Annotated in this window: 17 protein-coding genes; 12 read left to right on the top strand and 5 right to left on the bottom strand. The window is 33.2% G+C overall.

The features are described from left to right. Positions 1 to 15: 15 nt before the first annotated feature. The 4 genes from menD to mnmE all read left to right on the top strand — a co-directional run bounded on the left by menD (position 16) and on the right by mnmE (position 4,700). Complete coding sequence (menD, locus tag ACGK9U_RS12825) at positions 16 to 1,776, top strand: 2-succinyl-5-enolpyruvyl-6-hydroxy-3-cyclohexene-1-carboxylate synthase (protein WP_394466782.1); 1,761 nt, start codon at positions 16 to 18, stop codon at positions 1,774 to 1,776. 105 nt (positions 1,777 to 1,881) lie between these two features. Further along, positions 1,882 to 2,223: a DUF2853 family protein gene (locus ACGK9U_RS12820; RefSeq protein ID WP_394466781.1), complete on the top strand. Its 342-nt coding sequence runs from the start codon at positions 1,882 to 1,884 to the stop codon at positions 2,221 to 2,223. A 247-nt stretch (positions 2,224 to 2,470) separates the two neighbouring features. Next, on the top strand, positions 2,471 to 3,301 hold the full coding sequence (locus tag ACGK9U_RS12815; RefSeq protein WP_394466780.1) for a S1 RNA-binding domain-containing protein: 831 nt from the start codon (positions 2,471 to 2,473) through the stop codon (positions 3,299 to 3,301). 1 nt (position 3,302) lies between these two features. Next, entirely contained in the window at positions 3,303 to 4,700 is a 1,398-nt protein-coding gene (mnmE, locus tag ACGK9U_RS12810) for a tRNA uridine-5-carboxymethylaminomethyl(34) synthesis GTPase MnmE (protein ID WP_394466779.1), read from the top strand. A 142-nt stretch (positions 4,701 to 4,842) separates the two neighbouring features. Here the strand turns inward: mnmE and ACGK9U_RS12805 are convergent, their stop codons facing one another. From ACGK9U_RS12805 to ACGK9U_RS12785, 5 genes are all read right to left on the bottom strand, one after another. Continuing rightward, a complete protein-coding gene (locus ACGK9U_RS12805) occupies positions 4,843 to 6,894 on the bottom strand; it encodes a beta-N-acetylhexosaminidase (RefSeq protein WP_394466778.1) in 2,052 nt (683 codons plus the stop codon). A 26-nt stretch (positions 6,895 to 6,920) separates the two neighbouring features. Beyond that, a complete protein-coding gene (locus ACGK9U_RS12800; RefSeq protein WP_394466777.1) occupies positions 6,921 to 7,370 on the bottom strand; it encodes a lipocalin family protein in 450 nt (149 codons plus the stop codon). Positions 7,371 to 7,373: 3 nt separating this feature from the next. Beyond that, positions 7,374 to 9,302 (bottom strand): glucosamine-6-phosphate deaminase, encoded by a 1,929-nt coding sequence (gene nagB, locus ACGK9U_RS12795; RefSeq protein ID WP_394466776.1) that lies wholly within the window; start codon positions 9,300 to 9,302, stop codon positions 7,374 to 7,376. A gap of 92 nt (positions 9,303 to 9,394) precedes the next feature. Next, on the bottom strand, positions 9,395 to 10,972 hold the full coding sequence (locus ACGK9U_RS12790; RefSeq protein WP_394466775.1) for a RagB/SusD family nutrient uptake outer membrane protein: 1,578 nt from the start codon (positions 10,970 to 10,972) through the stop codon (positions 9,395 to 9,397). 4 nt (positions 10,973 to 10,976) lie between these two features. Then, complete coding sequence (locus ACGK9U_RS12785) at positions 10,977 to 14,087, bottom strand: SusC/RagA family TonB-linked outer membrane protein (protein WP_394466774.1); 3,111 nt, start codon at positions 14,085 to 14,087, stop codon at positions 10,977 to 10,979. 294 nt (positions 14,088 to 14,381) lie between these two features. Here ACGK9U_RS12785 and ACGK9U_RS12780 point away from each other — a divergent pair, with 294 nt between their 5' ends. The 8 genes from ACGK9U_RS12780 to ACGK9U_RS12745 all read left to right on the top strand — a co-directional run bounded on the left by ACGK9U_RS12780 (position 14,382) and on the right by ACGK9U_RS12745 (position 25,193). Continuing rightward, positions 14,382 to 15,380, top strand: a complete 999-nt coding sequence (locus tag ACGK9U_RS12780; RefSeq protein WP_394466773.1) for a sensor histidine kinase — start codon at positions 14,382 to 14,384, stop codon at positions 15,378 to 15,380. A 64-nt stretch (positions 15,381 to 15,444) separates the two neighbouring features. Beyond that, a complete protein-coding gene (locus ACGK9U_RS12775; RefSeq protein WP_394466772.1) occupies positions 15,445 to 16,167 on the top strand; it encodes a LytR/AlgR family response regulator transcription factor in 723 nt (240 codons plus the stop codon). A gap of 39 nt (positions 16,168 to 16,206) precedes the next feature. Continuing rightward, positions 16,207 to 17,538 carry a sugar MFS transporter gene (locus ACGK9U_RS12770; RefSeq protein ID WP_394466771.1) on the top strand — a complete coding sequence of 444 codons (1,332 nt, stop codon included), beginning with the start codon at positions 16,207 to 16,209 and terminating at the stop codon, positions 17,536 to 17,538. Between the two features lie 10 nt (positions 17,539 to 17,548). Beyond that, positions 17,549 to 18,637, top strand: coding sequence for an acyltransferase family protein (locus ACGK9U_RS12765; protein WP_394466770.1), 1,089 nt, complete (start codon positions 17,549 to 17,551; stop codon positions 18,635 to 18,637). 289 nt (positions 18,638 to 18,926) lie between these two features. Then, complete coding sequence (locus tag ACGK9U_RS12760; RefSeq protein WP_394466769.1) at positions 18,927 to 19,373, top strand: hypothetical protein; 447 nt, start codon at positions 18,927 to 18,929, stop codon at positions 19,371 to 19,373. A 341-nt stretch (positions 19,374 to 19,714) separates the two neighbouring features. Next, positions 19,715 to 21,055: a hypothetical protein gene (locus ACGK9U_RS12755; RefSeq protein ID WP_394466768.1), complete on the top strand. Its 1,341-nt coding sequence runs from the start codon at positions 19,715 to 19,717 to the stop codon at positions 21,053 to 21,055. A gap of 150 nt (positions 21,056 to 21,205) precedes the next feature. Next, positions 21,206 to 22,648, top strand: a complete 1,443-nt coding sequence (locus tag ACGK9U_RS12750) for a gliding motility-associated C-terminal domain-containing protein (protein WP_394466767.1) — start codon at positions 21,206 to 21,208, stop codon at positions 22,646 to 22,648. A gap of 1 nt (position 22,649) precedes the next feature. Next, the gene (locus ACGK9U_RS12745; protein ID WP_394466766.1) at positions 22,650 to 25,193 is read left to right on the top strand and encodes a PorP/SprF family type IX secretion system membrane protein; all 2,544 of its coding nucleotides are present in this window, start codon (positions 22,650 to 22,652) and stop codon (positions 25,191 to 25,193) included. Positions 25,194 to 25,336 lie beyond the last annotated feature (143 nt).

Here is a 25,336-nt window from a genome sequence, read left to right as displayed (position 1 = left end):
ATCGATTTGAATTATATGATTTACCCAAAAATCCCTCTCGCACAAACAGTTATAGAGCTTTTTAAAGCAAAAGGAATAAAACATATTGTTATCTCACCGGGTAGTAGGAATGCCCCGTTAACCATTGGTTTTACTAATAATCCGTTTTTCACATGTTACAGCATTGTAGATGAGCGTAGTGCAGCTTTTTTTGCACTAGGTATAGCACAGCAATTAAAAGTACCAACAGCGGTTGTGTGTACTTCAGGAAGTGCCTTGGTTAACTATTATCCAGCAGTTACCGAAGCTTTTTATAGCGATATTCCGTTGGTGGTTGTTTCGGCAGATAGACCAAAACACTTAATAGGAATAGGAGATGGGCAAACCATCAATCAAAAAAACATTTTTGAAAACCATATTTTGTATTCCGTAAACTTAAAGTTGGATATAAAAGATGAAAATAACATTCCGGAAAACGAAGAACTTCCCATGTTAAAAAACTTAGAGGGCAAGTTGGAACGCTTTTTAGGACTACAAAAAGACATTCAAACGCATAACGAAGAAGAAATAAACGAAGCGTTAAATTTTGCGTTAGTAAAGAAAGGTCCTGTTCATATTAATATTCCATTTGATGAACCTCTTTACGAAACCGTTGAAAAATTACGGGTAAATCCTAAAGCCACTAAACCGGTTTTGAAAACAAAAGTTATTGAAGATTATGTTTTGAATGAGTGTTTGGAAGATTGGAATTCGGCTTCAAAAAAAATGATACTTGTAGGTGTTAACCACCCTAATGAAATTGATCAAAAGTGGTTGAATGAATTGGCAGAAGATGATAGCGTTGTAGTATTTACCGAGTCTACATCAAATTTATACCATGAAAGTTTTTTCCCATCCATAGATCAAATTATTGAACCTTTAACTATTGAAGAAAAAAAAGCGCTTCAACCAGAAATCCTACTCACTTTTGGAGGGTTGATTGTTTCCAAAAAAGTAAAAACATTTTTACGTAAATTTCAACCTAAATATCATTGGCATGTTGATGAAAAAATGGCTAATGATACATTTTTCTGTTTAAGCAATCATATAGATGTAACTCCAAATCAGTTCTTTTCAACCTTTTTACCTAAAATCACCCATTATGTAAAGAGTAATTATAATGCCAATTGGACTGCCGTAAAAAACAATCGTTTAAAGAAGCATGATGACTATTTAAAAACCATTCCTTTTTCCGATTTAAAAGTGTTTGACATCTTGTTTAAAAACATTCCTAGCGATAATGTTTTACAAATAGGTAATAGTTCGGCAATTCGTTATTCCCAATTGTTCAGTATTAATAAAAACCATACGGTATTTTGCAATAGAGGTACTAGCGGGATAGATGGAAGCACATCTACCGCCATAGGTAGTGCTTTGGTGAATGGCAAACCTACCACACTTATAACAGGCGATTTAAGTTTTCTATATGATAGTAACGCACTTTGGAACAACTACATTCCTAAAAATTTCAGAATTATTGTAATTAATAACCAAGGTGGTGGCATTTTTAGAATTCTTCCGGGTCATAAAAACACAAAGAATTTTGAAACTTTTTTTGAAACCACCCACAACTTAGATGCAAGACATTTATGTAGAATGTATGGCTTCTCATACAAAAGCGTTTCAAAAGAAAAGCCTTTAGAATATTACTTAAAAGAGTTTTTTGTAGATGATGATCGTCCTAAACTATTGGAAATTTTTACGCCAAAAGATATAAACGACGAAGTGCTATTAAACTATTTTGAATATTTGAAGTAAGGTGCTTTGTGACTTTCTTTTTTTAATTGTGTCTAAAAAAATAGCTATATTTAGACAGTTATCAATTTAAGTATTTTATAAACACATTAAAAACAAGAATTTATTATGAGTAAACGTGATGAACTTATTGCAAAGTATGCTGCCGATTTAAAAGAAAAATGTGGTGTAACAGCAGATATGGATTTATTAACCAAAGTAACCATTGGTTGTGGTCCTTCAATTTACAATGCAGACGCTTCTACGGTTTCCGGATCGGATGAAGCTGAACTTGCGACTGTAAAAAACAATTTCTTAATTAAAAAACTAGGATTAAAAGACAGTGCCGATCTAGATAAAGGAATTGAAGCTGTTATTGAGCAATATGGTAAATCTAACCGCAATAAATACAGAGCGGTTGTTTATTATTTACTAACAAAACATTTTAAAAAAGAGTCTGTTTATAAGTAAAAACAGATTTAATGATAATTAAGCGTTACAATTTATATTGTAGCGCTTTTTTTTTTGAGTTTAACTTTAGAATAATTCCATTTTAACGGTTAGGTGTTTTGCCAGCAAATATGCCCGCGTTAGGGAGTGTACTGTAAAGCCCACAGCGACGCAGGAGCGAGGACTTGCAAGGGAACGCCCGACCCGATAGGGGAACGCCCAAATACATTTATTTAATATTTATGGTGAATATTGTTACCTTTGCGACATGATAAAAATTGGGCAAGTTAATACATTGGAAATACTACGCGAAACCGACCATGGCGCGTATTTGGTAGACACAGAAGATAATGAGGTTTTATTACCAAATAGATATGTTCCGGAATCTTTTAAAATTTGGGACAAGTTAGACGTTTTTGTGTATTTGGATAATGAAGAACGCCCAGTGGCAACTACAGATATGCCACACATTATGGTGGGTGATTTTGCTTTATTGCGTTGCAGTGCCGTTACCGAATATGGCGCTTTTTTAGATTGGGGCTTGGTAAAAGAATTATTCTGCCCATTTAAGGAGCAAGCTTTTAAAATGAAACCGAAAGGTTGGTATTTGGTGTATTGTTATTTAGATGAAAAAACCGGAAGACTTGCGGCATCTAGCAAAACCAATAGTTTTTTAAGCAATAAAACACTAACGGTTAGCCAGTTTGATGAAGTTGATATTATAGTGTCGCATCCATCGGATATTGGTATGAATGTGATTGTGAATAAAACGCATACGGGATTAATTTATAACGATCAGATTTTTACCGATTTAAGTGTTGGAGATAGATTAAAAGGTATTGTGAAAAAGATTAGACCGGGTAATAAGTTGGATATTTCGTTAGGACAAATTGGTTATAGAAATATAGAGCCTAATGCAGAGCGTATTTTGCACGAACTTCACGATAATAGTGGTTATTTAAACCTTACCGATAAATCGGATCCGGAGGCGATTAAAGACATCCTTCAAATGAGTAAAAAGAATTTTAAAAAAGCTGTAGGTTCTTTATACAAACAGAAACAGATTGAAATTAAAGAAGACGGTATTTACTTAATTTAAAATGATGCATCAAGATACCATAGTGGCGTTAGCAACACCATCTGGAGCAGGTGCCATTGCGGTTATCCGTTTATCTGGAAAGGATGCTATTGCTATGGCCGATAGATGTTTTAAATCGGTAATAAACCAAAAGAGGCTTAGCCTTCAAAAGACACATACCATCCATTTAGGACATATTATGGATGGCGATAAAACCATTGATGAGGTGTTGATGTCTGTTTTTAAAAACCCAAATTCTTATACAGGTGAAGATGTGGTTGAGGTGTCTTGTCATGGTTCCAATTACATCCAACAGGAAATCATTCAGTTATTCTTAAGGAAAGGATGCCGAATGGCAACAGCTGGTGAGTTTACATTGCGAGCCTTTTTAAATGGTAAGTTGGATTTAAGTCAGGCTGAAGCCGTTGCCGATTTAATTTCATCGGATAATGAAGCGTCGCATCAAATAGCCATGCAACAAATGCGTGGCGGGTTTTCATCGGAAATTGCAAAACTTCGTGAAGAACTGCTCAATTTTGCATCGTTAATAGAGTTGGAGTTGGACTTTGCAGAAGAAGATGTTGAGTTTGCCGATAGAACCCAGTTTAAAGAGTTGGTAGAGCGTATCAGTTTTGTTTTAAAACGGTTGATAGACTCGTTTGCGGTTGGTAACGTGATAAAAAACGGAATTCCGGTGGCTATTGTTGGTGAGCCCAATGTTGGAAAATCGACACTTTTAAATGCGCTTTTAAATGAAGAACGCGCCATTGTTTCGGAAATAGCAGGAACTACTAGAGATACGATTGAAGATGAAATTTCAATAGGAGGGATAGGGTTCCGTTTTATTGATACCGCAGGTATTCGTGAAACAAAGGATGTGGTTGAAAGCATCGGTATCAAAAAAACTTTTGAAAAAATAGACCAAGCCCAAGTAGTGGTTTTCCTTGCCGATAGTTTGAATTTTAAAGATGACGTGTTCATCAATTCATTTAAAATTGAAATTGAAAAAATAAAGAACAAATATCCTTTGAAACCTTTATTGATTGTTGCTAACAAAGTTGATAAGTTGGATGATAATCAAGTTAAATCCATTAAAAATGAAATCCCACAAATTCATTTTTTATCAGCAAAGCAGGGTATAGGTGTTGATGAACTTAAAAACAAACTTTTAAGTTTTGTAAATACAGGGGCTTTAAGAAATAATGATACAATTGTTACTAATTCAAGACATTATGACTCTTTATTAAAAGCTTTAGATGAAATTGAAAAAGTGAAACATGGATTGCAATCTGGTTTGTCTGGCGATTTGTTAGCGATTGATATTAGGCAAGCTTTGTATCACTTCGGTGAGATAACCGGTGAAATAACCAATGATGATTTGTTGGGGAATATCTTTGCTAATTTTTGTATCGGGAAGTAACAATCATTATTAAACAAATAATTAAAATTTAATGAAACACTACTAAAGCCTTATTTTAAAGGCTTTTTTGTTGCTGTATTATTAATAAGTATTGTCGGTTTGTAAGGTGTAAATCTGTATCTTATTTGCATCTTTGGAGTGATTACGGTGTCACATAATGTTGTTCACAATAATCCACCAGTTTATTTAAGGGTTCATAAATAACTATTTCAACATCCACATGGGGTTGGTTTAAAGTGGTTAAAGCTTCTTTTAAAATGTTTAATTCATTTTTATCAGTTTTTTTACGAGTTAAAATGTCCATTAAAAGTTGTGAAGTTTTCGATAAATTTATAGATAATGGTTTTATCGGTTTTAACTTTGGATTGCTTTTAATTTCGCTGAATAGTTTATGGTTTCCAGACCATTTTTCTAAATATTTTAATAGTCTATTTAAGGGATCTTCGTTTTGATTTTCCAAGAACTCATAGACTGAAGTATTAAATATATAAGCATCTTCAGCATCGCTAGAACAGGCATCTGCAAATAGGGTAAAAGGGGAGAATGTTTTGTATTCTATGCCATCTTTATTTCTTTGGTAAATTTTTAAAGGTTCGCAAATTTTCAATAAATCTAGAAGGGGCGTAATATCTTGGTTATTGGTGATGTTTCTTAAAATAACATCTCTGTTTTTAAGGTGTGTTATTCCAAGCTCTTCCAGTTTATAGCTAACATCTTTTAATCGAAGTTTCATGTTTTCAATATTATTTATGCCTTTTTTAGACCAAAATCGTTCAGCAATGGCTGCTGTTCTGGGCCAAATTCGAGAATCAATTGTTAGCGGAGTAGCCAATTCTGTCCACATAGTAGCTTCCCCTCCTAAAATATTGGCGCGTTCTTCAGCAGTTAAAAGGATATCTCCAATGGGTTCAATACTATAATGGTAGTCTACAGATTGCATTCTATCTATATAGAAACCATTGGATAGTACGGTTTTATAACCAGCTTTTGCAGCATTTATTAATGTGCCTCCTTTCGGTAAGCCTTCGTTTTCACCTCTCCAGGAATGAATCAAAGCTGTTGTAGGCATATTAGGTGTCATAATTTCATCCCAACCCATTAATTTTTTTCCTAGTTTATTAAGAATCTTTTCCAGTTTAATATTAAAATAGGTTTGCAAATCGTGGTTGGTTTTTAAGTTGTGCTTTTGTTTAAATGCTTGAATGTTTTTGTTTTCATTCCAATGTTTTCCTTCGTTTTCATCGCCACCAATATGAAAATAGTCATCAGGAAAAAGAGGTGTCATTTCTGTAAATAAGTTCTCAAGAAATTGATATGTTATATCTTTTGTAGGGTCTATAGTTGGGTCGAAAACACCTGAAAACCGTTCAATGGCATAATTATATCCATCTTTGCTTCCAAGTTCGGGGTAAGCGGTTAAAATTGCAGAAGCATGTCCAGGAACATCAAATTCAGGGATCACGCGAATGCCTAAATTTGACGCATAATTTACCACATCTTTTATTTGATTTTGGGTGTAGTACAATCCGTCTGAAGCCAGTTCTTGTAATTTTGGATATGTTTTTGATTCTACCCTAAAACCTTGGTCGTCGGTTAAATGCCAATGAAATACATTCATTTTTACCGAAGCCATAGCTCTTAAATTGCGTTTTATAACATCTACTGGCTGAAAATGGCGTGCAGCATCAATCATTAATCCTCTCCAAACAAATCTGGGAGCATCGGTAATAGTAACTCCAGGAAAATAGTAGTTGGTTTCGTTATTGGTTGTTAACTGTAATAAAGTTTCTAAACCTCTTAAAATACCAACATCTGTTTTTGCCGTAAGTTGAATATTTTGTTCGTTTATATTTAAAGTATATGATTCGTCATCATCAATAGACAATTTTGCTATGGTTTCAAAAGAAATTTTAATAGATCCTTTACCGGTTTTAATAGGAAATCCTTCATTTATAAAAACACCTGTTCTATTGGTAAGGCGTCGTAAAAAATTAACAGAGGCATTACGAACTCTTCCTTGGTCTTTACCAATTATCGAGATCGTAATGGCACTATCAATCAAAAACTTAGCATTGCTTTCAGTAATTTCATTTGGCCATGGCATTAAATTATAATGTTGTTTTAAGTTGTTTTGTGCAAAACAGCCTAAGCGAAATAATATAAATAGGATGATGATTATAGATGTTTTTTTCATTATTTAATATTCTTTTAAAAAGCAGACTAATTAATTCTAATATACTTTTCAATAATTTCTTGCTTTATACCAGCCTTTTTAACTTCTTCAATACCAGATTGAATTAAGGTGTCTCCTGCTATTTTAATAGTGAATGTGAATACATGATTTCGTATAGCTTCAGCGGAAGTATAGATTAGAGTTTCAACATATTGATTGCCCTTAACTGAATAAGTTCCTGCACCTCCATAACTATTTCTAGCGTCTAATTCATCTTGATTAAAAAATGAAAAATGACTGTTGTTTATAATTTTTATAAAACTCGATTTCGATAAATTTTTTACTTCTAAAGAATCGTTTTTTTTAATTTCAGCATAAATCATTTTCCAAGTACCAACTATATCATGTTGTACCTCGCTTTCTTTATTAGTAGAAGTTTTTTTATTGCTACAACTCAAACATAAAAAAGCAATTATAAGATAGGGCAGGGGTTTCATTCCTTAAAAATGGTATCTTTTAAAAGCTTCAATAGCTGCATAATCGGCTAAACCTAAAACGTTGTATTTTTTCGCGGTAAGCCTATTTCTGTCTTCTACACGAACCCAGAACTCTCGAGAGTCATTTCCTTGAAACATCACACCGTCTTTTTGGGATTGGTGGTAAAATATAGCATGTCGCTTTCTTAAAACCTGATCTGGACTCATAGGAACCGCCATTTCTATTTCGTAGGATTCCCATTCGTGCCATGCGCCACGGTATAGCCATACCCAGCAATCGTCCATATACTTGTTTGGTTTTAATCTTTCTAACGATTCAAACAAGGCATCTAAACACACTTTGTGCGTTCCGTGTGGGTCTGCTAAATCGCCCGCAGCATAAATTTGATGTGGTTTAATGCGTTCAATTAGATTGCACATAATATCAATGTCGACTTGCGACAGATTGTTTTTTTTAATAGCTCCTGTTTCATAAAATGGCAGGTCTAAAAAATGCACGTTACTATCTGTTAGTCCTAAATATCTTGTTGCTGCTAAAGATTCGCTTCGGCGTATAAGTCCTTTTAATTTGCGTACTTCTATTGAATCTATGTCATTACCCGTTTTTTCATTTAGGGTTTTTATTACTGTATCAGACTCTTTGCAATCTGGACTAAGCACCTTGGATATTTCTGCAAATTTTAAAGCTTCTTCATCTGAAACTGCAATATTTCCAGAGGTTTGATATGCGATGTGTACTTCATGTCCTTGTTCTACCAATCTATCAAATGTGCCTCCCATTGAAATGACATCATCATCCGGATGCGGACTAAAAATAATAACACGTTTTTTAGGAATACTGGCGCGTTCGGGTCTGTTGGTATCATCGGCATTTGGTTTTCCACCTGGCCATCCTGTAATGGTATGTTGCAGGGTATTAAACATTTTAATGTTTAAATGATACGCAGAACCTTCTTCTGCCAATAAACCAGACATACCGTTATCGTTATAATCTTTGTCTGTTAATTTTAAAAACGGTTTACCTGTTAACTCGCTTAACCAAACAACGGCTTTTAACTTTAAAGTATCTGTCCACACACATGAGGTTACAATCCATGGTGTTTTGATACGCGTTAATTCAGATGACGCACCTTTATCCAATACAAAAGTAGTGTTGTTATGCTCTTGTAAATAGGTAGCAGGTACATGAGAAGTAATGTTACCTTCAATAGTTTTTTTTAGTATTTCGGCTTTACTGATTCCCCAACCTAATAACACAATGCGTTTCGCACTTCGTACCGTGCCCACACCCATAGTAATGGCTTTTCTTGGTACATTATCAATGCCTAAAAAAGAAGGTGCAGCATCCACGCGGGTAATATGGTCCAGTGTGATACTTCTGGTTCCTGAATTAAAATGGGACCCTGGTTCGTTAAACCCAATATGCCCCGTTCTTCCAATTCCCAATAATTGAAAATCAAGACCACCAAGGGATTTAATTTTTATTTCATAATCTATACAGTACTGATATAAATCTTCAAGGCTTACTGTACCATCTGGAATGTTAATGTTTTCAGGTAAAATATCAACATGATTAAAAAGATGTTCATGCATGAAATAGTAGTAACTCTGAATATTGTTTTTATCCATTGGATAATATTCATCCAAATTAAATGATATAACATTGGAAAAACTTAAACCTTCCTCTTTATGCATTCTAACAAGTTCTTCGTAAACTTTTATAGGTGAAGATCCTGTTGCTAAACCAAGTACACAATGCGATTTGGAAATTTGTTTAGCTTTGATTAAATCGGCTATTTCTTTTGCTACAATTAATGAACCCTCGGTTGAAGACTCTACAATAACATTATGGATTTTTTCATAACGTGTTTCTTCAAATTTGCCAGGTTCTTTATAACTTATATCCAAGTAGTTAGGAATATCTACACTCATAATATATTTTTATTTGATTTTTTTAAAACAAGCGGAAAGTGAATTTCCGCTTGTTTTGGAAACTAAACTAATAGTATGAAAAACTATTCTTATTAAAAATTTGATCCAGCTTTATCCCACCATAAGCGAGTTCCACCAGTATCTGGGCCACCTAAAAAACCAACTGCAGCGGCTACATTAGCCCCGTTAGTATTTAATTCGTTTTCAACAAAATTGATTCTTCTAATTTGAATATTGGTATCAATTTTTCCTGCACTATTATTAACTACTACAGGAAAAATCCTTGGGTATCCCGTACGTCTAAATTCACTCCAAGCTTCCTGTCCATCAGGGAACATAGCAATCCATTTTTGAGTTATAATTTGCTCTAATTGCGCTTCGTTACTTCCTGCATCATTGTATGCTATTTTTACATTGCTCGCATAGGCGATGTTGTTTGCAGGATTCAAAGCATCAACAAAAGCAGCGGGAGTGCTTGTGTTATCAGTTAAATAAGCTGAAACACCAGACACATTATGTTGTGCAAACGATGCTGTTACACCAGCTTCGTAGTTTGCTTTGGCAGTTCCTGCACCAGACCACCCTCTTAAAGCAGCTTCAGCTTTTAGAAACAATACTTCAGCTGAAGTCATCCATGTTAGAGTTTGTCCATTGATAACTTTTCCAATAGAAGAATGATCACCATACTGACCTTTGGCACTAATATCAATCCCCATTCTAATACCTTTATAATCTCCAGCTAATGAAGCATCGGCAGAAGGGTTAAAATAAGTTTCAATTCTTCCATCGTTATATCCGGTTAGTATGGATTCCATTTCAGCACTCATTCTAATATCTCCCCAAGACCCACTAATTTCTGCAATTGGGTGAGGGAAACCTGTGTTGATAACCATATTTTCAGAAGTCAATAGGCCTGCATTACTCGCTAAAGCCAATTCTCCTTGTGTTTTGGCTAAAGTTGGATTTACTTTTACAACACGCATTGCTAAACGCAACCTTAAACTATTAGCAAATTTTCTCCATTTAGCGATATTGCCACCAAAAGCAGACATATCGAAAGGTTCAAATTGTACATCTGTTACAAAAGGTTCTAAACCATCTATTGCGGCAGCTAAATCATCAAAAAAGGCTTGATAAGCAACATCTTGTGGATCGTATTGTCCTGTTGTAGCAAAATCATTAAATTTTGTATAACGAATAGGACCATAAATATCAGACACACGATGCATTGCTGTCACCTTAATAATGTTTGCTAAATGAACAAATTTGATTCCATTAGGATCTCCACCCAATTCTACAGCATTTTTAACATTTAATGCTTGTGGCATTACATTTCCATAGGCATCGGCCCAAGGAAATCCATTCCATCCATTTACTAAAGCATATGTCATGTTATTTACATTTCCTGCAAAAGGGGTTGGAGGCGTCATATAACCCGAGTATACATCGCCAATAAGGTTTTGTTGTAATTGGTAATTCCATGCTGGTGTTACATTGAACACATTTAAAAACATGGGGCCAAATTCATTACCAACGTTGTTGTTCATTTGTGTTAAACTCTCTTCGGTAATTCCGTGCGGATTGGTGTTGATGGCTTCAAAGTCGCCAGTACAATCCACTAAACCAACTGATGCAAGAGCTATTAGAAAGTATTTTAATATATTTTTCATTTTCTTAGAAATTTACGTTTATGTTTAATCCTATATTTCTAGTAGATGGTTGTCCATAAATATCAACACCTTGTAAACCAATACCTGTACTAGCCGCAATATTAGGATCGAAAGGCGCATCTTTATAAATAAAGAATAGGTTATTAGCAATTAATGACAATCTTACAGATTCGAAATATTTTCCGGGGTTAGGCAAGGTGTAAGCTACAGAAAGCTCTCTTAAACTAATGTTTGTAGCATCATACACATACTCACCTAACAAACCTGCTCTACCACCTGTTTTTGTATAGTAATCTTGAGCCGTCATTTGAGCAGCAGTACCACCAGTTGTAACCACGTTTACCATACCGCCATTAGTGTTTCTGGCATTTGCCGATGCTTGAGATACACCGTAAAAATCGTTTACAGCTTCGGTAACACTCACAACATCGCCACCAAATTTTCCATCAATTAAAAAGTTTAAAGAGAAATTTTTAAAGTCGAATGTATTGTTCCATCCTAATGTAAAGTCTGGTTGTGCATGAGCAATAGTTTCAAAATCTGTAGCTTCAATAGTTAAACTTCCAGAACCATCGTCGGTTACTAAAGGTAAACCGTCTGCATTTCTTTTAATTGAACGTCCTCTGATACTTCCAAAATCTTCACCTTCAACTAAGGAATATCCATAACCATTAACTCCAGGAGCTGTTAAAATAGCTTCACCGTTATCAAGCGATGGATGTACAGAAACCACCTTATTTTCGTTAGTTGCAAAGTTTAAAGCGGTATTCCATTTTAAATTGCTACTCTCTATTGGTTTAGCATTTAAAACAAGCTCAATACCTTTGTTCGAAATTTCTCCAGCATTCACGATGTTTTGAACATACCCCTGAATATTAGGTTGTGCAGCAATAAAGAATATTTGATTTTCTGTATTCGAACTGTAGTACGTCAAATCTAAACCTAAACGGTTGTTAATAAAACGCCATTCTGTACCAATTTCAAACGATTTTTGGTTTTCTGGTTTTAAAGTTTCACCTTCTCTAGGTGCAAATGTTGCTTGGTTTGCAGAACCAATTGTCCCTCCAGAACCTGTAGTTCCAATAGTTCTTAATGGAATGGTTGCAAAGGCTGGAATATCTTTACCTACTTCGGCATAAGATACACGTACTTTTGAGAATGATACAGATTCTGGCATTTCAAACATTTCGGTCAATATACCTGTTAAACCAATAGAAGGATAAAAGAATGAGCTTGAAGCAGTGTTTACTAAAGTTGATGACCAATCGGTTCTTCCTGTAATGTCTAAATATAGCATGCCTTTATATCCAAAATTAGCAGCTCCAAAAACAGATTGTACCTCTCTATTTGATACTTTTTGAGCAATTCCATTTGAAGATTCAAAATTTGCGATAGTAAATTCGTTAGGGAACTTTAATCCTTCAGGTCCTGAATCTAATAAAATTTGATCGCCTGTTGAATATTTTGTTAAACTTGTTCCTAAGGTTAAACCAAACTCTAGGTCCTCAGAAATGTTTTTAGAATAGTTTGCAATTAAATCTAAATATTGTTGCGTGTTTTCTGTTTTTTCAAGAATGTATCGTCCTGTTGTTGGTACAAAGGTTAAATCACTACCGGCATACATTCTTTTATCGAATGTGAAGAATGATTTATCAAAACTTCCACGAGATTGTAAAGAGAAATTATTGGTAATTTGATATTTCGCGCTTACACTTGCTAGTACCCTTTGAACAATATCTTTACTGCGGTTACGGTTAATAATCCAATATGGGTTTTGTTGAATATTTTCATCAAAAGACGTTGCGTATTGGTCCATCATATTAGTTGCAGTATTGAAATATTCAAACTTATTTTTATAAGTATTTAAATCAATTCCAACAGGGTTTAAGTATAAACCAGTTAAAGCATTTGAATATAAACCGTTGGTTGGGCGGTTCCAAATTCTTTGGTCGGACAAACTAATGTTTGCAGAAACCTCAATTTTATTATCCAAAAAAGCAGCGGTTTCACGTAAGTTCAAAACATTTCTGTTTAATCTGTTTTCTGGCATCACGCCATTTGCAGAAGTATTGGCAAACGAGAAATAGGTTTGAGCCTTTTTAGTACCAGCACTTAATGAAAGCGCTTGTGTTGCCGTATAGCCTGTTTGGAAAAAATCGTCTACTGTATTAGATAAACCGCTGGTTTTGGCACCCCAAGATTTAGGGTTGGTTACTCTACCATTTTCGGCAATGGCTTGTCCTACAGATGGCGATTGGTATTGCGTTTGAAGCTTAGGTAACGAAATAACCTCATCAACAGTAAACGTTGAATTTATATTCACTTTAAGCACACCTTCTTTACCACTTTTTGTTGTAATTAAAATAACACCATTGGCACCTTGACTACCATATAATGCTGCAGCCGAAGCTCCTTTAAGTACGGTCATGCTTTCAACATCATCTGGATTAATAAGCGATGTAATGTCTCCACCATCTCTGTTTCCAATTTGACTACCAAAAATACTGGTTCCTGGTTCTTCGCCATTTTGCCCATTTCCGCTATTAAGCATTGGAACACCGTCAATAACATAAAGCGGGTCGTTGTTACTTGTAGAAGAGTTTCCTCTTAAAACAACTTTTGTAGCACCACCCACGCCAGATGAACTTCTGGTAATAGTCAATCCAGCCGATTTTCCAGATAAACTATTAACTGGGTTGGTTTGTTTTACTCTAGTTAAATCGTCACCTTTAACATCTTGGGCAGAGTAGGTAAGTGTTTTTCTTTCCTTTTTAATACCTAATGCCGTAACAACAACTTCGTTTAGTTGCTGAGCATCTTCTGCTAATTGTACATTAATTACATTAGACGCTCCAACAGTAATTTGAATACTTGTCATTCCAATGTAAGAAAATGATAAAATGTCTCCAACAGAAGCAATAAGTTTGTAATTGCCATCAAAATCTGTTTGAGCGCCAGTGGTAGTTCCTTCAACCAATACATTTACCCCAGGTAGAGGAATGCCATCAGCTTTAGAAGTAACCGTTCCTGTAATTTCTTTTTCCTGCGCAAAAGTTACTTGAGCAGTGAATAATAAAAAAGAAAACAAGAAGATAGTTCGTAAGGTTTGTTTCATAATTTGATTATTTTAATGAGTTAATTTGAATCAATATTATTTATTAAAAAAATAGTTTTAAAAAAAAATATCTAAACGACGGGATTTTACACATAGACAACGGATAATGGTCGATAAGTGATTTCTTAAAATAAAGAATCAACAATATAATTGTTATTTTGATATTATATTCCTAAAATTGCTTCATATTTAACGATTTATTATTAATGTTTTAATCTTAAAGAAACAGTTATTATTATATTCAGTAAAAATATCCGTCATAACATCCCTGCAAAATATCATGTACTATTTTGGTTGGGTTATTTCACCTTTAATGTAGTAAGGTGGGGGAGCTATTTTGATGATTATTGGTATTCATTCAAATCAAATTTAGTTGAGTTTCCTATACATATTATTGTAGTATATATTAATGTATACTATTTAATACCCAAATATATTTTAAGGAAGAAATATCAAAAATACATTGCATCGGTAGTTTTAATGTTGATTTTGGTTTATTTGGTAAGAACCGGATTGAATTACCTTTTGGTTACAAAAGAAATATGGCCAGAAGCAGAAAAAGCAGGAAAATTTCTAGAAACCAATCATATTATAGCAGTTGTATTAGGTGAACTTTATGTTTTGGGTTTTGTTACCGCTATTAAATTATTGATTGATTGGCCTATTGAATTGAAACGAAATGAGGAATTGGCAAAACTTCAATTAAGTACAGAGCTTAAATTTTTACGAGCTCAAATACAGCCCCATTTCTTTTTTAATACCTTAAATAGTTTGTATGCTTTGACCTTAACAAAATCGGACGAAGCTCCAAGGTTGGTTATTAAATTGTCCGATTTAATGCAATATGTATTATATGAAGTAAAGAGCTCTAAAGCAAGTTTGTTTGAGGAAATCAAGCATTTAAACAATTATATTGATATTGAACAGATTCGATTTAAAGACAGGATTGATTTAGAAATGGACATTACCGGAAATATTGAAAATGTAGAAGTGCCCCCGCTTTTGTTTTTAAATTTTGTTGAAAATTGTTTTAAACATGGTTTAAAGGAAAACGAAAAAGTAAAAATTAACATGAGTTTTGAAGTTTCAAAAGAAAATTATTTGGAATTTAAACTTGCAAACAGTTTTAGCCCTAACTCAAACCAAAAAAGTAAGCAAGGTATTGGTATCAAGAATACGGAACGACGATTAAAATTATTATTTGCAAACGATTTTGTTTTAGAATCTAAAGTTGAAGGTGAAACTTATAACTTGTATTTAAAGATTCCTGTGAAACAAAATGAACAAGACTAAAGTTTAAGAATACTTGATATTTTTAATTTAGAAAGTCATATTATTACTAAAAAAATAAAAACAGATGAAAATAAAATGCGTAATAATAGATGATGAACAATTAGCTATTAGTGTCATTGAAAATCATTTAAAAAACTTTGATCATTTTGAGGTTGTAGGTACTTTTAATAACCCCATAAAAGCATACTCCTTATTAGAAAAAGAAAAAGTGGATGTTATTTTTTTAGATATAAATATGCCTCAAATGACAGGGTTTTCTTTTATAGAAAATTTAAATTCCAAGCCATTGATAGTCATTACAACGGCCTATAGAGAGTATGCTGTAAAAAGTTTTGAATTGAATGTGTTAGATTATTTAGTAAAACCAATTCCGTTTGACAGATTTTTAAAATCCATCAATAAAATATATCAACAATTATATACCAACAATGCTGTTGGAGATACAAGTTTACAACAGGAACCCCATATTTTTTTAAAAGTAGATAAAAAGTTGTTGAAAATAAATTTGAATGATATTCTTTATATTGAAAGTCTTAAAGATTACATAAAAGTAATAACAAAAATAGGTGATTATGTGGTACACAAATCACTTACGGCTATTACTGAGGAATTACCATTGTCCAATTTTTTAAGAGTACATCGGTCATATACTATTTCCATAAATAAAATTTCAGCCATTGAAGGCAATACTATTGAAATTGCAAATAGAAGAATCCCCATTGGGCGAAACTATTTAAAACAAACCAAAGAACGAATTTTAAACACCAACGAAGATTTAGAAAACTAAACCCAATTATAATATTACTTAAAATTAACTAAAAGCATTATGTCGAATACCACTCAACAGTCGCCTCAACCAAAAAATAGCACTTTAGTGCCAATCATGATAATCGCTGGATTATTTTTTATTTTCGGATTTGTAACATGGATTAATGGAGCTTTAATTCCATTTATGAAAACCATAAACGAGTTAACCGATGCGCAATCGTATTTAGTGGCGTCTGCTTCCTATATTTCTTTTGTAGTTATGGCGTTACCTGCATCGTACATTATCAATAAAATTGGTTATAGAAAAGGGATGTCCTTAGGTTTAATTGTTATGGGATTAGGCGCTTTAATTTTTATACCAGCTGCGGAAGCAAGAACTTATTGGATGTTTTTATTGGCCATTTTTATTCAAGGAGCAGGCATGACCTTGTTACAAACAGCTTCAAACCCCTATATTACTATTTTAGGACCTATTGAAAGTGCTGCTAAACGTATCGCGATTATGGGCATTGCGAATAAAGTAGCAGGTGCATTGGGGTCGGTTATTTTTGGAGCCCTATTGTTATCTGGTATCGATAAAATAAAAGATCAATTGCTTACCGTTTCTGATTCTGAAAAAACAGATTTATTAGATATAATGGCAGACAGTGTTGTAACACCATATATTGTTATGGCTATTGTGTTATTTATTTTGGGTGTTTTAATAAGAAAAGCACCGTTGCCACATGTAGAGGCAGAACCTATTGAAGCTTCCAAACCAGGAGAAACAGTAAAAACAAGTATTTTTCAATTTCCACATTTATGGTTGGGAGTGTTGGCATTGTTCGTTTATGTAGGTGTTGAAGTTATTGCTGGAGACACTATTATTTCTTACGGTATTTCATTAGATATTCCGGTTAGTCAGGCAAAGTTTTTTACCTTATTTACCTTACTTGCAATGGTGGGCACTTATGCTTTAGGTGTCTTTTTAATACCTAAATATATATCGCAATCTTTAGCCTTAAAAGCCAGTGCTTTTTTAGGTGTTGTTTTAACCTTTTGTATTGTATTTTCGAGTGGATTGACCTCTGTACTTTTTGTAGCTGCTTTAGGAATTGCAAATGCTTTAGTATGGCCTGCAATATGGCCTTTAACATTAAAAGGGCTCGGTAAATTTACTAAAACAGCATCGGCGTTACTTATTATGGCAATTTCTGGAGGAGCCATTATTCCACCATTATACGGTAAACTTGTGGACAATAATAAAACCGATTTGATAGCCCAAGGAATGGATAGCGTATTGGCTTCAGCAGAAGCTGCTACAAAAGGGTATTGGATTTTACTTCCTTGTTATATCATCATTTTATATTATGCTTTTTGGGGGCATAAGGTTGGACTAAAAAAAGCATAGCTATTTCACAATGAATAAGCGAATTGAAGCGGTTGATATTTTACGTGGATTTACAATAGTAGCTATGATTCTGGTTAACACATCAGGTTCTTGGAGCTATGTTTATCCACCTTTATTGCATGCGGAATGGCATGGATTAACACCAACAGATTTAATATTTCCGTTTTTTCTATTCATAGTGGGTATTTCAATATTTTACGCCTATCAAAATAAACCCAATGCTAAATCCACTTATTTTAAAATTGTTATTAGAAGTTTAAAACTGATAGGTTTAGGATTATTTCTCAACTTGTTTTTACCCTATTTTCCTTTTTTTGATAGTTTTGAAACGTTTAGAATCACAGGAGTGCTTCAGCGTATTGGGATTGTCTTTTTAGTATCTTCAATATTGTTTCTTAATTGCAATTGGAAAACATTGTTAGGTATTTCAGTAACCATATTAATTGGTTATTGGTTGCTTTTAGGTTTTGTTCCATTCCCTGACGGAACGCAACCAACATTTAATAAAGCGTCAAACAATTGGGCAAATTATATTGATTTAAAAATTTTAGGAAAGCATATGTGGCAACCCGATTATGACCCTGAAGGGCTAATAAGCACTTTTCCATCAATAGCTTCATGTATTTCTGGAATTTTAATAGGCAAGGTGCTTACAACGCTTCACAATAATGTATTAAAACTCGTTTTAATAGCTGTTTTGCTTTTCTTATTAGGATACTTGCTTAATATTTATTTTCCAATTAATAAAGCAATATGGAGCAGTAGCTTTGTATTGGTTACAAGTGGTTGGGCAACATTAATTCTTGCAATAATTTATTACTTAACGGATGTTTTAAAATTAAAGTTTGGATCAATCTTTAAGTATGTTGGCATGAACGCTATAACTATTTATTTTCTTTCCAGTTTTATATCAAAATCTTTTTACTTAACTAACATAGGTAAGAATAGTAATCTTCATTCTTATTTATATAATTCTTTGTTTGTCAATTCATTTTTTTCTGAAAAAATGTCGTCGCTTCTTTATGCTTTAACAGTCGTATTATTTTATATGGGAATGGGATATGTCCTTTTTAAGAAAAAAATATTCATAAAAGTTTAATTGGTTTTTTGTTGATCAAGCATTATATTTTTAAATAATCAGAGATTAGAATATATGTTGCTTAAGATGCTAAAAATAATAGATCCCTTTTTTACATCAGCAAGTAACTCATTATCTTATATTTAATACATTTTCACTGCTACTATTAATAGGTGTTAGTGTGTAAATACGTGATTGTTTTTACTTTTCTGAATCATAGAACAAAAAAATACAAGAAAAAATTCGATTAAACGCTTGTTTTTAACGATTAATTGCATAGATTTGTTTTTTGAACCCCTAAATCGTAAGTATGAAAACAAAAATTATTCTATTTAGTGTTGTTTTATTTTTAATGGCGGGTGTAAGTTTTGCACAAAAAAAGAATGAGCCCAAAAGCATTATTAGTGAAAAAGTAGCTATAAAAAAGTACCATAAAAAGGAAGAGTTGGAACGCATGCAAAAAGGCGAATTATTGACTCTTTATATGGAACGTATAGAGGTGTTGATTAAAACACTACCGTATATAGCATTTGCTACAAAACCAGGCATTACTATGTCTACTTTAGGAATTCCTAATGATAGTGATAATAGAAAAATATTAGATAACCAGTTTGAAGCTACTGATGATTATTTAGAAGCTACCAATGAATTTCAAACTAGAATATTGCCATATTCGGACACTAGTAAATTAGTTTCTGCAATTATTTTTTATGAAGAAATAATGAAATCTTTGCATGAATACAGTGCGTATAATTAAAAAATAAATTTCAGCTAGACCAAATAAGTATCAAATAATATTTAGTTACCATATTTAAATCAATCTTAAATTTTTAAGGTTGATTTTTTTTTCTTCAAATTACCTAAACCTTAGCAATTATTAAATTGTTCTAATTGCTTTTAAAATTAGAAAAGTTTGATTTTTTGTATAAAAACACGTTTTTAATCTGTTAAAAGTGCATTTCGTCGATAAAATTTATCTGTAAAATTACTTATTTTGTGTATTTTGGCGAAATATTTGGTATTTCATGGAATATTTGTATAAATTTGATAACTAATTCGTAGAAAAATCTTATTCAGTTTTAATAAAAAAATATCGTTATGAAAAACTTTACTCAAATAGTATTAATAGGTCTCTTTATAATTGGGAATGTCTATGCACAACAGGAAAAGGGAATTATAGGAGGTAATAATTGGTTGTACAACTGGACAGAGTTTAAACCAAACCAAAAACAATATGATGAACCTACACAAATATTGGCGGGTAATATTGATAAAGACACAAAACTATACAAGAGGGAAACTTACATGTTGCTCGGTAATGTTTTTGTAACAAATAACGCAACACTTTTTATAGAACCAGGTACAGTTATTATTGGTGATTTTGCATCAAAGGCATCTTTAACCATTGCTAAAGGTTCAAAAATTATTGCAGATGGTTTAGAAACAGATCCTATTATTTTCACATCAAATCGCGGTATTAAAAGATCTGGAGATTGGGGTGGAATTATTATTTTAGGTGATGCGCCAACTAATAAGTTTGGTAATGGTTCAGTAGCTTCTTTTTATACCGATTTATCTCAATCTGCATATGGTAATACAAATTTTGGAGGCACAAATGTAGAAAGTAATTCAGGTATTTTAAGATATGTAAGAATTGAATTTGCAGGAAAAAGAATTAAAAATGATGATTATTTCAATGGTTTATTATTGGCATGTGTTGGAAACAAAACAATTTTAGAAAATATAATGGTAAGCTATTCAGCAGGAGACTCTTTCGAAGTATGGGGTGGCGATGTTTGCTTAAATAAATTTGTGTCGTACAGATCGAACAGTAACGATTTTAAATTCAATTATGGATCACAATGTAAAATAGATAATTCATTAGCTATCAGATCACCTTATGTTTCAAGTAGTTCAGCAGCCAGATGTTTACAGGTTGCATCGTATGATAAAAAGGAGGAAGTAGATTTTACTAAAAAGGCAACCAATGTAGAAGCAAAAAACTTAACCTTTCTAAATGATAGTGAAAATTTAAAGTCTGATATAGAAAAGGGATTGGTAAAAGAGGCTGTTTATGTAGGTCAAAATGCTAATTTAGATATGAATAAAAGTGTAATTTCTGGATTTAACCCCGCAGTATTGTTAGAGAGCACCATTCATATCAACCAGCAAAATTTAGAAAAAATCAAGTTTGCCAATATGTACTTCAATAATTGTAAAGGAAATATTTTTGTTGAAAACGATTCTAATAATGAAGATTTAGAAAACTGGTATGGTAACAGTTCGTTTTTTAATGTGTATTCTAAAAGCAATAATGCAGAAACGTTTATTGATTTTGCAAATGAAAAACGACCAGATTTTAGATTGCGAATTAATAAAATAATAGCTTCAAAAGATGCTGTTTATGCCAAAGAAGATTTGAGAATTAACGAAAACTAAGCTAATAAAGAAAACACGCTATTTAGTTGATGAAACTCTAGGTCCTTTACTTTCCTTTTTCGCCCTAAAGAATTAAAATTCTTTTGTAATTAAGGTTTGATAACGATAAAAGTTTCTATAAGTTTTATTTTAAAAAGAAAACAATATCGCATGAAGAACTTTACACTAATCAACTTTGTTGTTTTTTTTGTATTCTTTTCAGTTGAAACTATTAATGCTCAACTGGTTATTGGTAAGCCTAGTTTGGGTTTTAGTCAGGCGTGTGCGAGTCCTTCTTTCAATACCTATAACACAACGTTTACTTTTTCGCCAGATACAGCTTTAAGTGGAACGAATCAATTTATTATAGAATTGTCGGACGATACAGGTAGTTTTACAAATCCTACAGTTATATACACATCGGCTCAAGGAAGTGTTACAACTTCACCTGCAACTTTAAGTTTTTCTTTACCTACTACAACAGCTGGTGAAGCTTATAAAATTAGAATTAAAAGCACTGCTCCAATAGCAAGTAGTGTCCCATCTAATGCATTTGCAGCATATTATAAATTGCAGGATACACCATTTACAATCAATAATTTAATTGCAACGGGTGCTTATTGCGCTGGAGGTAGTTATTTGCTAACTATAGATAATCCAGGAACAGGAGATAACGATTCACCATTAAAATACCCATCACTTACTTTTAATTGGTATAAAGTTAATGAAGCAACAAATACCAATGTATTTGTTGCTTCAGGCGAAACTTTATCGGTAAGCACTCCCGGAACTTATTTTGCAAGAACAAATTATGGCACTTGTACTTCAGATTCGTATTCAAATCGTGTAACGGTTAGTGAAGCTTCAACCAGTGGAGCATTTTCAATTAGTTCTAGTTTAGGAAATCCTTATTGTTCAAGCGAAGGCGCTACTACATTAAGTGCTATAAACGGAAATAGCTATAAATGGTTCAAAAATGGTACAGAAATACAGGGAGCTACCAGCCAAATGTATGTAACAAATGAAGCGGCAACTTACTCTGTAACAGTTAATTTAGGAAGCTGTACTACAAATGCATCCATAAATCTTGAAAATAGCGGATTTACAAGTAGTATAGATGTGCCAGAGTTTAATACCATTGCAACTGGTGAAACCTTGGAAGTTACCGTAACTACAGATGCCAGTAATCCAGAATTTGAATGGTATTTTAATGAAACCATTATACCAAGTGCTTCTAGTAATAGTTTTGAAGCTTCTGAAATGGGAAATTATAAAGTAATCGTTACCCAAACTGATGGTTGTATAGCTTCAGCTGAACATGTTTTTTCAATATCAGAACCCTTTCCCGATGTGGCAAAGATACCTAATTTAATAAGTCCGAATAATGATGGTATTAATGATACTTGGGTTCTTCCACAAGAATATGTAGCAGGTACCAATACGCAAGTGGTTATATTAAGTTCTCAAGGGAAAGTGGTACTTCAAACAAACGATTATCAAAACAATTGGCCAGAGAATCAAATTGATTTTAACGCTACAAATCCTGTTTATTACTATATCATCACAACTTCAAATAACAAAATAAAAAAAGGCTCCATAACCGTTGTTAAATAACATGATAAAGCGTTTGTTGTATATAGTAACATTTATCTGTGCTGCACAGATACTCCATGCTCAACAAGAGGATGGTGTTGTTGCTTTTAAATTACCCGTTAGAAATTCTTTAAAATTCAACAAATACGCAATCAACCCAACTTTTAGTCTTGTAAGAGAGCAGAACAAATATTTGAGTTTCACTAATAAACGCGAATGGGTTCAGTTTGAAAATGCTCCACAAACCTATCTATTTAGCTATTCGGGCAGATTTTCAGAAAATACAGGAGTTGGTATTGGTTTGTTTCAGCAAAATTATGGTGTATTAACCACTTTTGGAGGCGTTATAAATTATGCTTACAATGCTGTTTTAGATAGAGATAGTAACTTAACTTTTGGAATGAACTTAGGGTTTTATAAAAGTGGAATAAACGAAGGAAACGTAATTACAAACTTTCCTGATCCGTCATTGCAAAACATTCCTTCAAACATGTTGATTACCGTAAACCCCGGAATTAACTACGGTACTACCTTTTTTGATTTTGGGGTTTCATTGAATAATATAGTAACCTATAATTTAAAAACATCACAAATACTTAAAGAAAACCCAGAACAGAGTATTCAAGGGCACATTATGTATACGGGCTATGTAGATAGTCGTGGTTTTTTTGATAACAGTAAGTTTTCAGGGTTAGTTCGGTCTGAATTTAAAAAAGAACAAACCGTACTTTCCGGTATCATGATGCTTACCACAGCAAAAGGTATTTGGGGACAAGCAGGCTACAATACGTTATATGGTATGTCGGCAGGCATCGGACTAAATATTACAAGTCAAATTGCTTTGGAATATAATTTTGAAAAGGAAGTGGGGGACTTGTCAACTTTTGGAAATTCGCACGAAATTACTTTAGCGTTTAGATTCAATAAAAAATACAGATATAATTATGGTGATGAAGACGAAGATGATGTTGCCTTAATTTCACCAGCAAGAAAATCAAGAAGTACCTCATCAAAACGAAATACATCTAATGGCGGAAAAGTAGATAGAGAAGCCATTGCAGAATCGAAAAAACAGGCTAGAGCTGAAGCATTAGCTAAATTGGAAGCTAAAAAAGCAGCTAGACTTCAATCGATTGAAGCTGCTAAATCTAAACAAACTACAGATACTCAGGCCAAAGCGGAAGAAGCAGCTAATATTAAGTTAGCACAAGAAGCTCAAACTAAAGCTGATGAAGAAGCCAAAATTAAACTTGCAGAAGAGACTAAAGCCAAAACTGAAGAAGCTACTAGAGTTAAACTAGCGCAAGAAGCTAAAGCCAAAGCCGAAGAAGCCGCTAGAGTTAAACTAGCGCAAGAAGCTAAGGCTAAAGCAGAGGAAGCAGCCAGAATTAAACTAGCGGAAGAAGCTAAAGCCAAAGCCGAAGAAGCCGCTAGAGTTAAACTTGTGGAAGAAACAAAAGCCAAAGCCGAAGAAGCTGCTAGAATTAAACTAGCACAGGAATCTAAGGCTAAAGCAGAAGAGGAAGCCAGAATTAAACTAGCAGAAGAAGCTAAAGCCAAAGCCGAAGAAGCCGCTAGAGTTAAATTAGCGCAAGAGGCTCAAGCTAAAGCTGAAGAAGCAGCTAGAATAAAGGCAGAACAAGAAGCAAAAATTAAGCAAGAAGAATTAGACGCTGCTTTAATTTTAGTACCAACGGATGCTACAGGTATCGCTATGAACAATTTATCAAAATTAGCTACAGATTCCAAAATAAAACAAGAAGAGTTATTAATAAAACTTAACGAAACCGTAGCAAATAGAGAGAAAGACTTAAAAGATTTAAAAGAGGAAAACGATTTAAGCGAACAAGGTATTTATAAAGAACCAAAACCATTTAAAAGTGTATCGGCAGAAAATGCAGCGTTAGAATCTTTAACAATTGAAATTGATGACATTATAAAATCGCAAGATTTAAAAATAAAAGAATTAGAAAACTTGTATAAAGAAAGACTTAAAAAAGTTCCAAATGAAGAGGATTCTGTAAACATGATTTATCTAAATGAAATTCTTATACTTAAAGAAGCACAAGCAAAAGCTAAGCGCTCTAAAGAAACTTTGGTGTCAGAATTGGAAAGCATTAAAATAGCGACAGAAATTGAACGTAAACGCCGTATAAAACGTGCTGCTTACGATAACGAGCAAGATAGATATAATAAAGATAAATTAGCTCTTGAACAAATCAAGAAATTCACTGAAACAAGTGCAGTTCCGCTTAAGAAAGAAGATTTTGATTTTGGTGATGCACAAAGCGACAATATTAAAATTGTTAAAGATATTAGAAATGTTGAAAGTGGTTATTATTTGGTGCTAGCAGTACATAGTGATGTTGCTAAAAGAGATGAGTTTTTAACTAAGGCAGTAGCAGCAGGACAAAACAATATTAACTTCTTTTACGATGTAGCTACAAGTAAATATTATATTTACTATGAGAAATTTGATGACATAAACAATGCAAGAAATGCTATGCAATCTAAAGGAAGTACTCCATACAATGCTAATATGTCTATGGTTAAAATTGAAAACTAATCAAAAAATAAACTTTACACACTTAATGAGATACTACCTATAAGCAATTGCCCATGCACCCAAAACCCTGTGCATTATTAATATCTTTTTATAAGATAAAACCAAAGCGTTACACTATTTTTGCATTTTAAAAATACAGCGTA

Source organism: Mariniflexile sp. HNIBRBA6329 (genome assembly GCF_043558645.1).
In the GTDB taxonomy this organism is placed as follows: domain Bacteria; phylum Bacteroidota; class Bacteroidia; order Flavobacteriales; family Flavobacteriaceae; genus Mariniflexile.
Note: the sequence above shows the minus strand (reverse complement) of the source record. Positions and strands in the feature narration are given on the sequence as shown.

What these genes read in the sequence shown, in the direction of transcription:
- ACGK9U_RS12755 (WP_394466768.1), top strand. Translation starts at nt 19,715, where the DNA reads ATGAAAAACTTTACTCAAATAGTATTAATAGGTCTCTTTATAATTGGG.
- ACGK9U_RS12770 (WP_394466771.1), top strand. Translation starts at nt 16,207, where the DNA reads ATGTCGAATACCACTCAACAGTCGCCTCAACCAAAAAATAGCACTTTA.
- ACGK9U_RS12790 (WP_394466775.1), bottom strand. Translation starts at nt 10,972, where the DNA reads ATGAAAAATATATTAAAATACTTTCTAATAGCTCTTGCATCAGTTGGT.
- ACGK9U_RS12745 (WP_394466766.1), top strand. Translation starts at nt 22,650, where the DNA reads ATGATAAAGCGTTTGTTGTATATAGTAACATTTATCTGTGCTGCACAG.
- ACGK9U_RS12800 (WP_394466777.1), bottom strand. Translation starts at nt 7,370, where the DNA reads ATGAAACCCCTGCCCTATCTTATAATTGCTTTTTTATGTTTGAGTTGT.
- ACGK9U_RS12815 (WP_394466780.1), top strand. Translation starts at nt 2,471, where the DNA reads ATGATAAAAATTGGGCAAGTTAATACATTGGAAATACTACGCGAAACC.
- ACGK9U_RS12805 (WP_394466778.1), bottom strand. Translation starts at nt 6,894, where the DNA reads ATGAAAAAAACATCTATAATCATCATCCTATTTATATTATTTCGCTTA.
- nagB (WP_394466776.1), bottom strand. Translation starts at nt 9,302, where the DNA reads ATGAGTGTAGATATTCCTAACTACTTGGATATAAGTTATAAAGAACCT.
- ACGK9U_RS12760 (WP_394466769.1), top strand. Translation starts at nt 18,927, where the DNA reads ATGAAAACAAAAATTATTCTATTTAGTGTTGTTTTATTTTTAATGGCG.
- ACGK9U_RS12820 (WP_394466781.1), top strand. Translation starts at nt 1,882, where the DNA reads ATGAGTAAACGTGATGAACTTATTGCAAAGTATGCTGCCGATTTAAAA.
- ACGK9U_RS12765 (WP_394466770.1), top strand. Translation starts at nt 17,549, where the DNA reads ATGAATAAGCGAATTGAAGCGGTTGATATTTTACGTGGATTTACAATA.
- ACGK9U_RS12785 (WP_394466774.1), bottom strand. Translation starts at nt 14,087, where the DNA reads ATGAAACAAACCTTACGAACTATCTTCTTGTTTTCTTTTTTATTATTC.
- ACGK9U_RS12750 (WP_394466767.1), top strand. Translation starts at nt 21,206, where the DNA reads ATGAAGAACTTTACACTAATCAACTTTGTTGTTTTTTTTGTATTCTTT.
- ACGK9U_RS12775 (WP_394466772.1), top strand. Translation starts at nt 15,445, where the DNA reads ATGAAAATAAAATGCGTAATAATAGATGATGAACAATTAGCTATTAGT.
- menD (WP_394466782.1), top strand. Translation starts at nt 16, where the DNA reads ATGATTTACCCAAAAATCCCTCTCGCACAAACAGTTATAGAGCTTTTT.
- mnmE (WP_394466779.1), top strand. Translation starts at nt 3,303, where the DNA reads ATGATGCATCAAGATACCATAGTGGCGTTAGCAACACCATCTGGAGCA.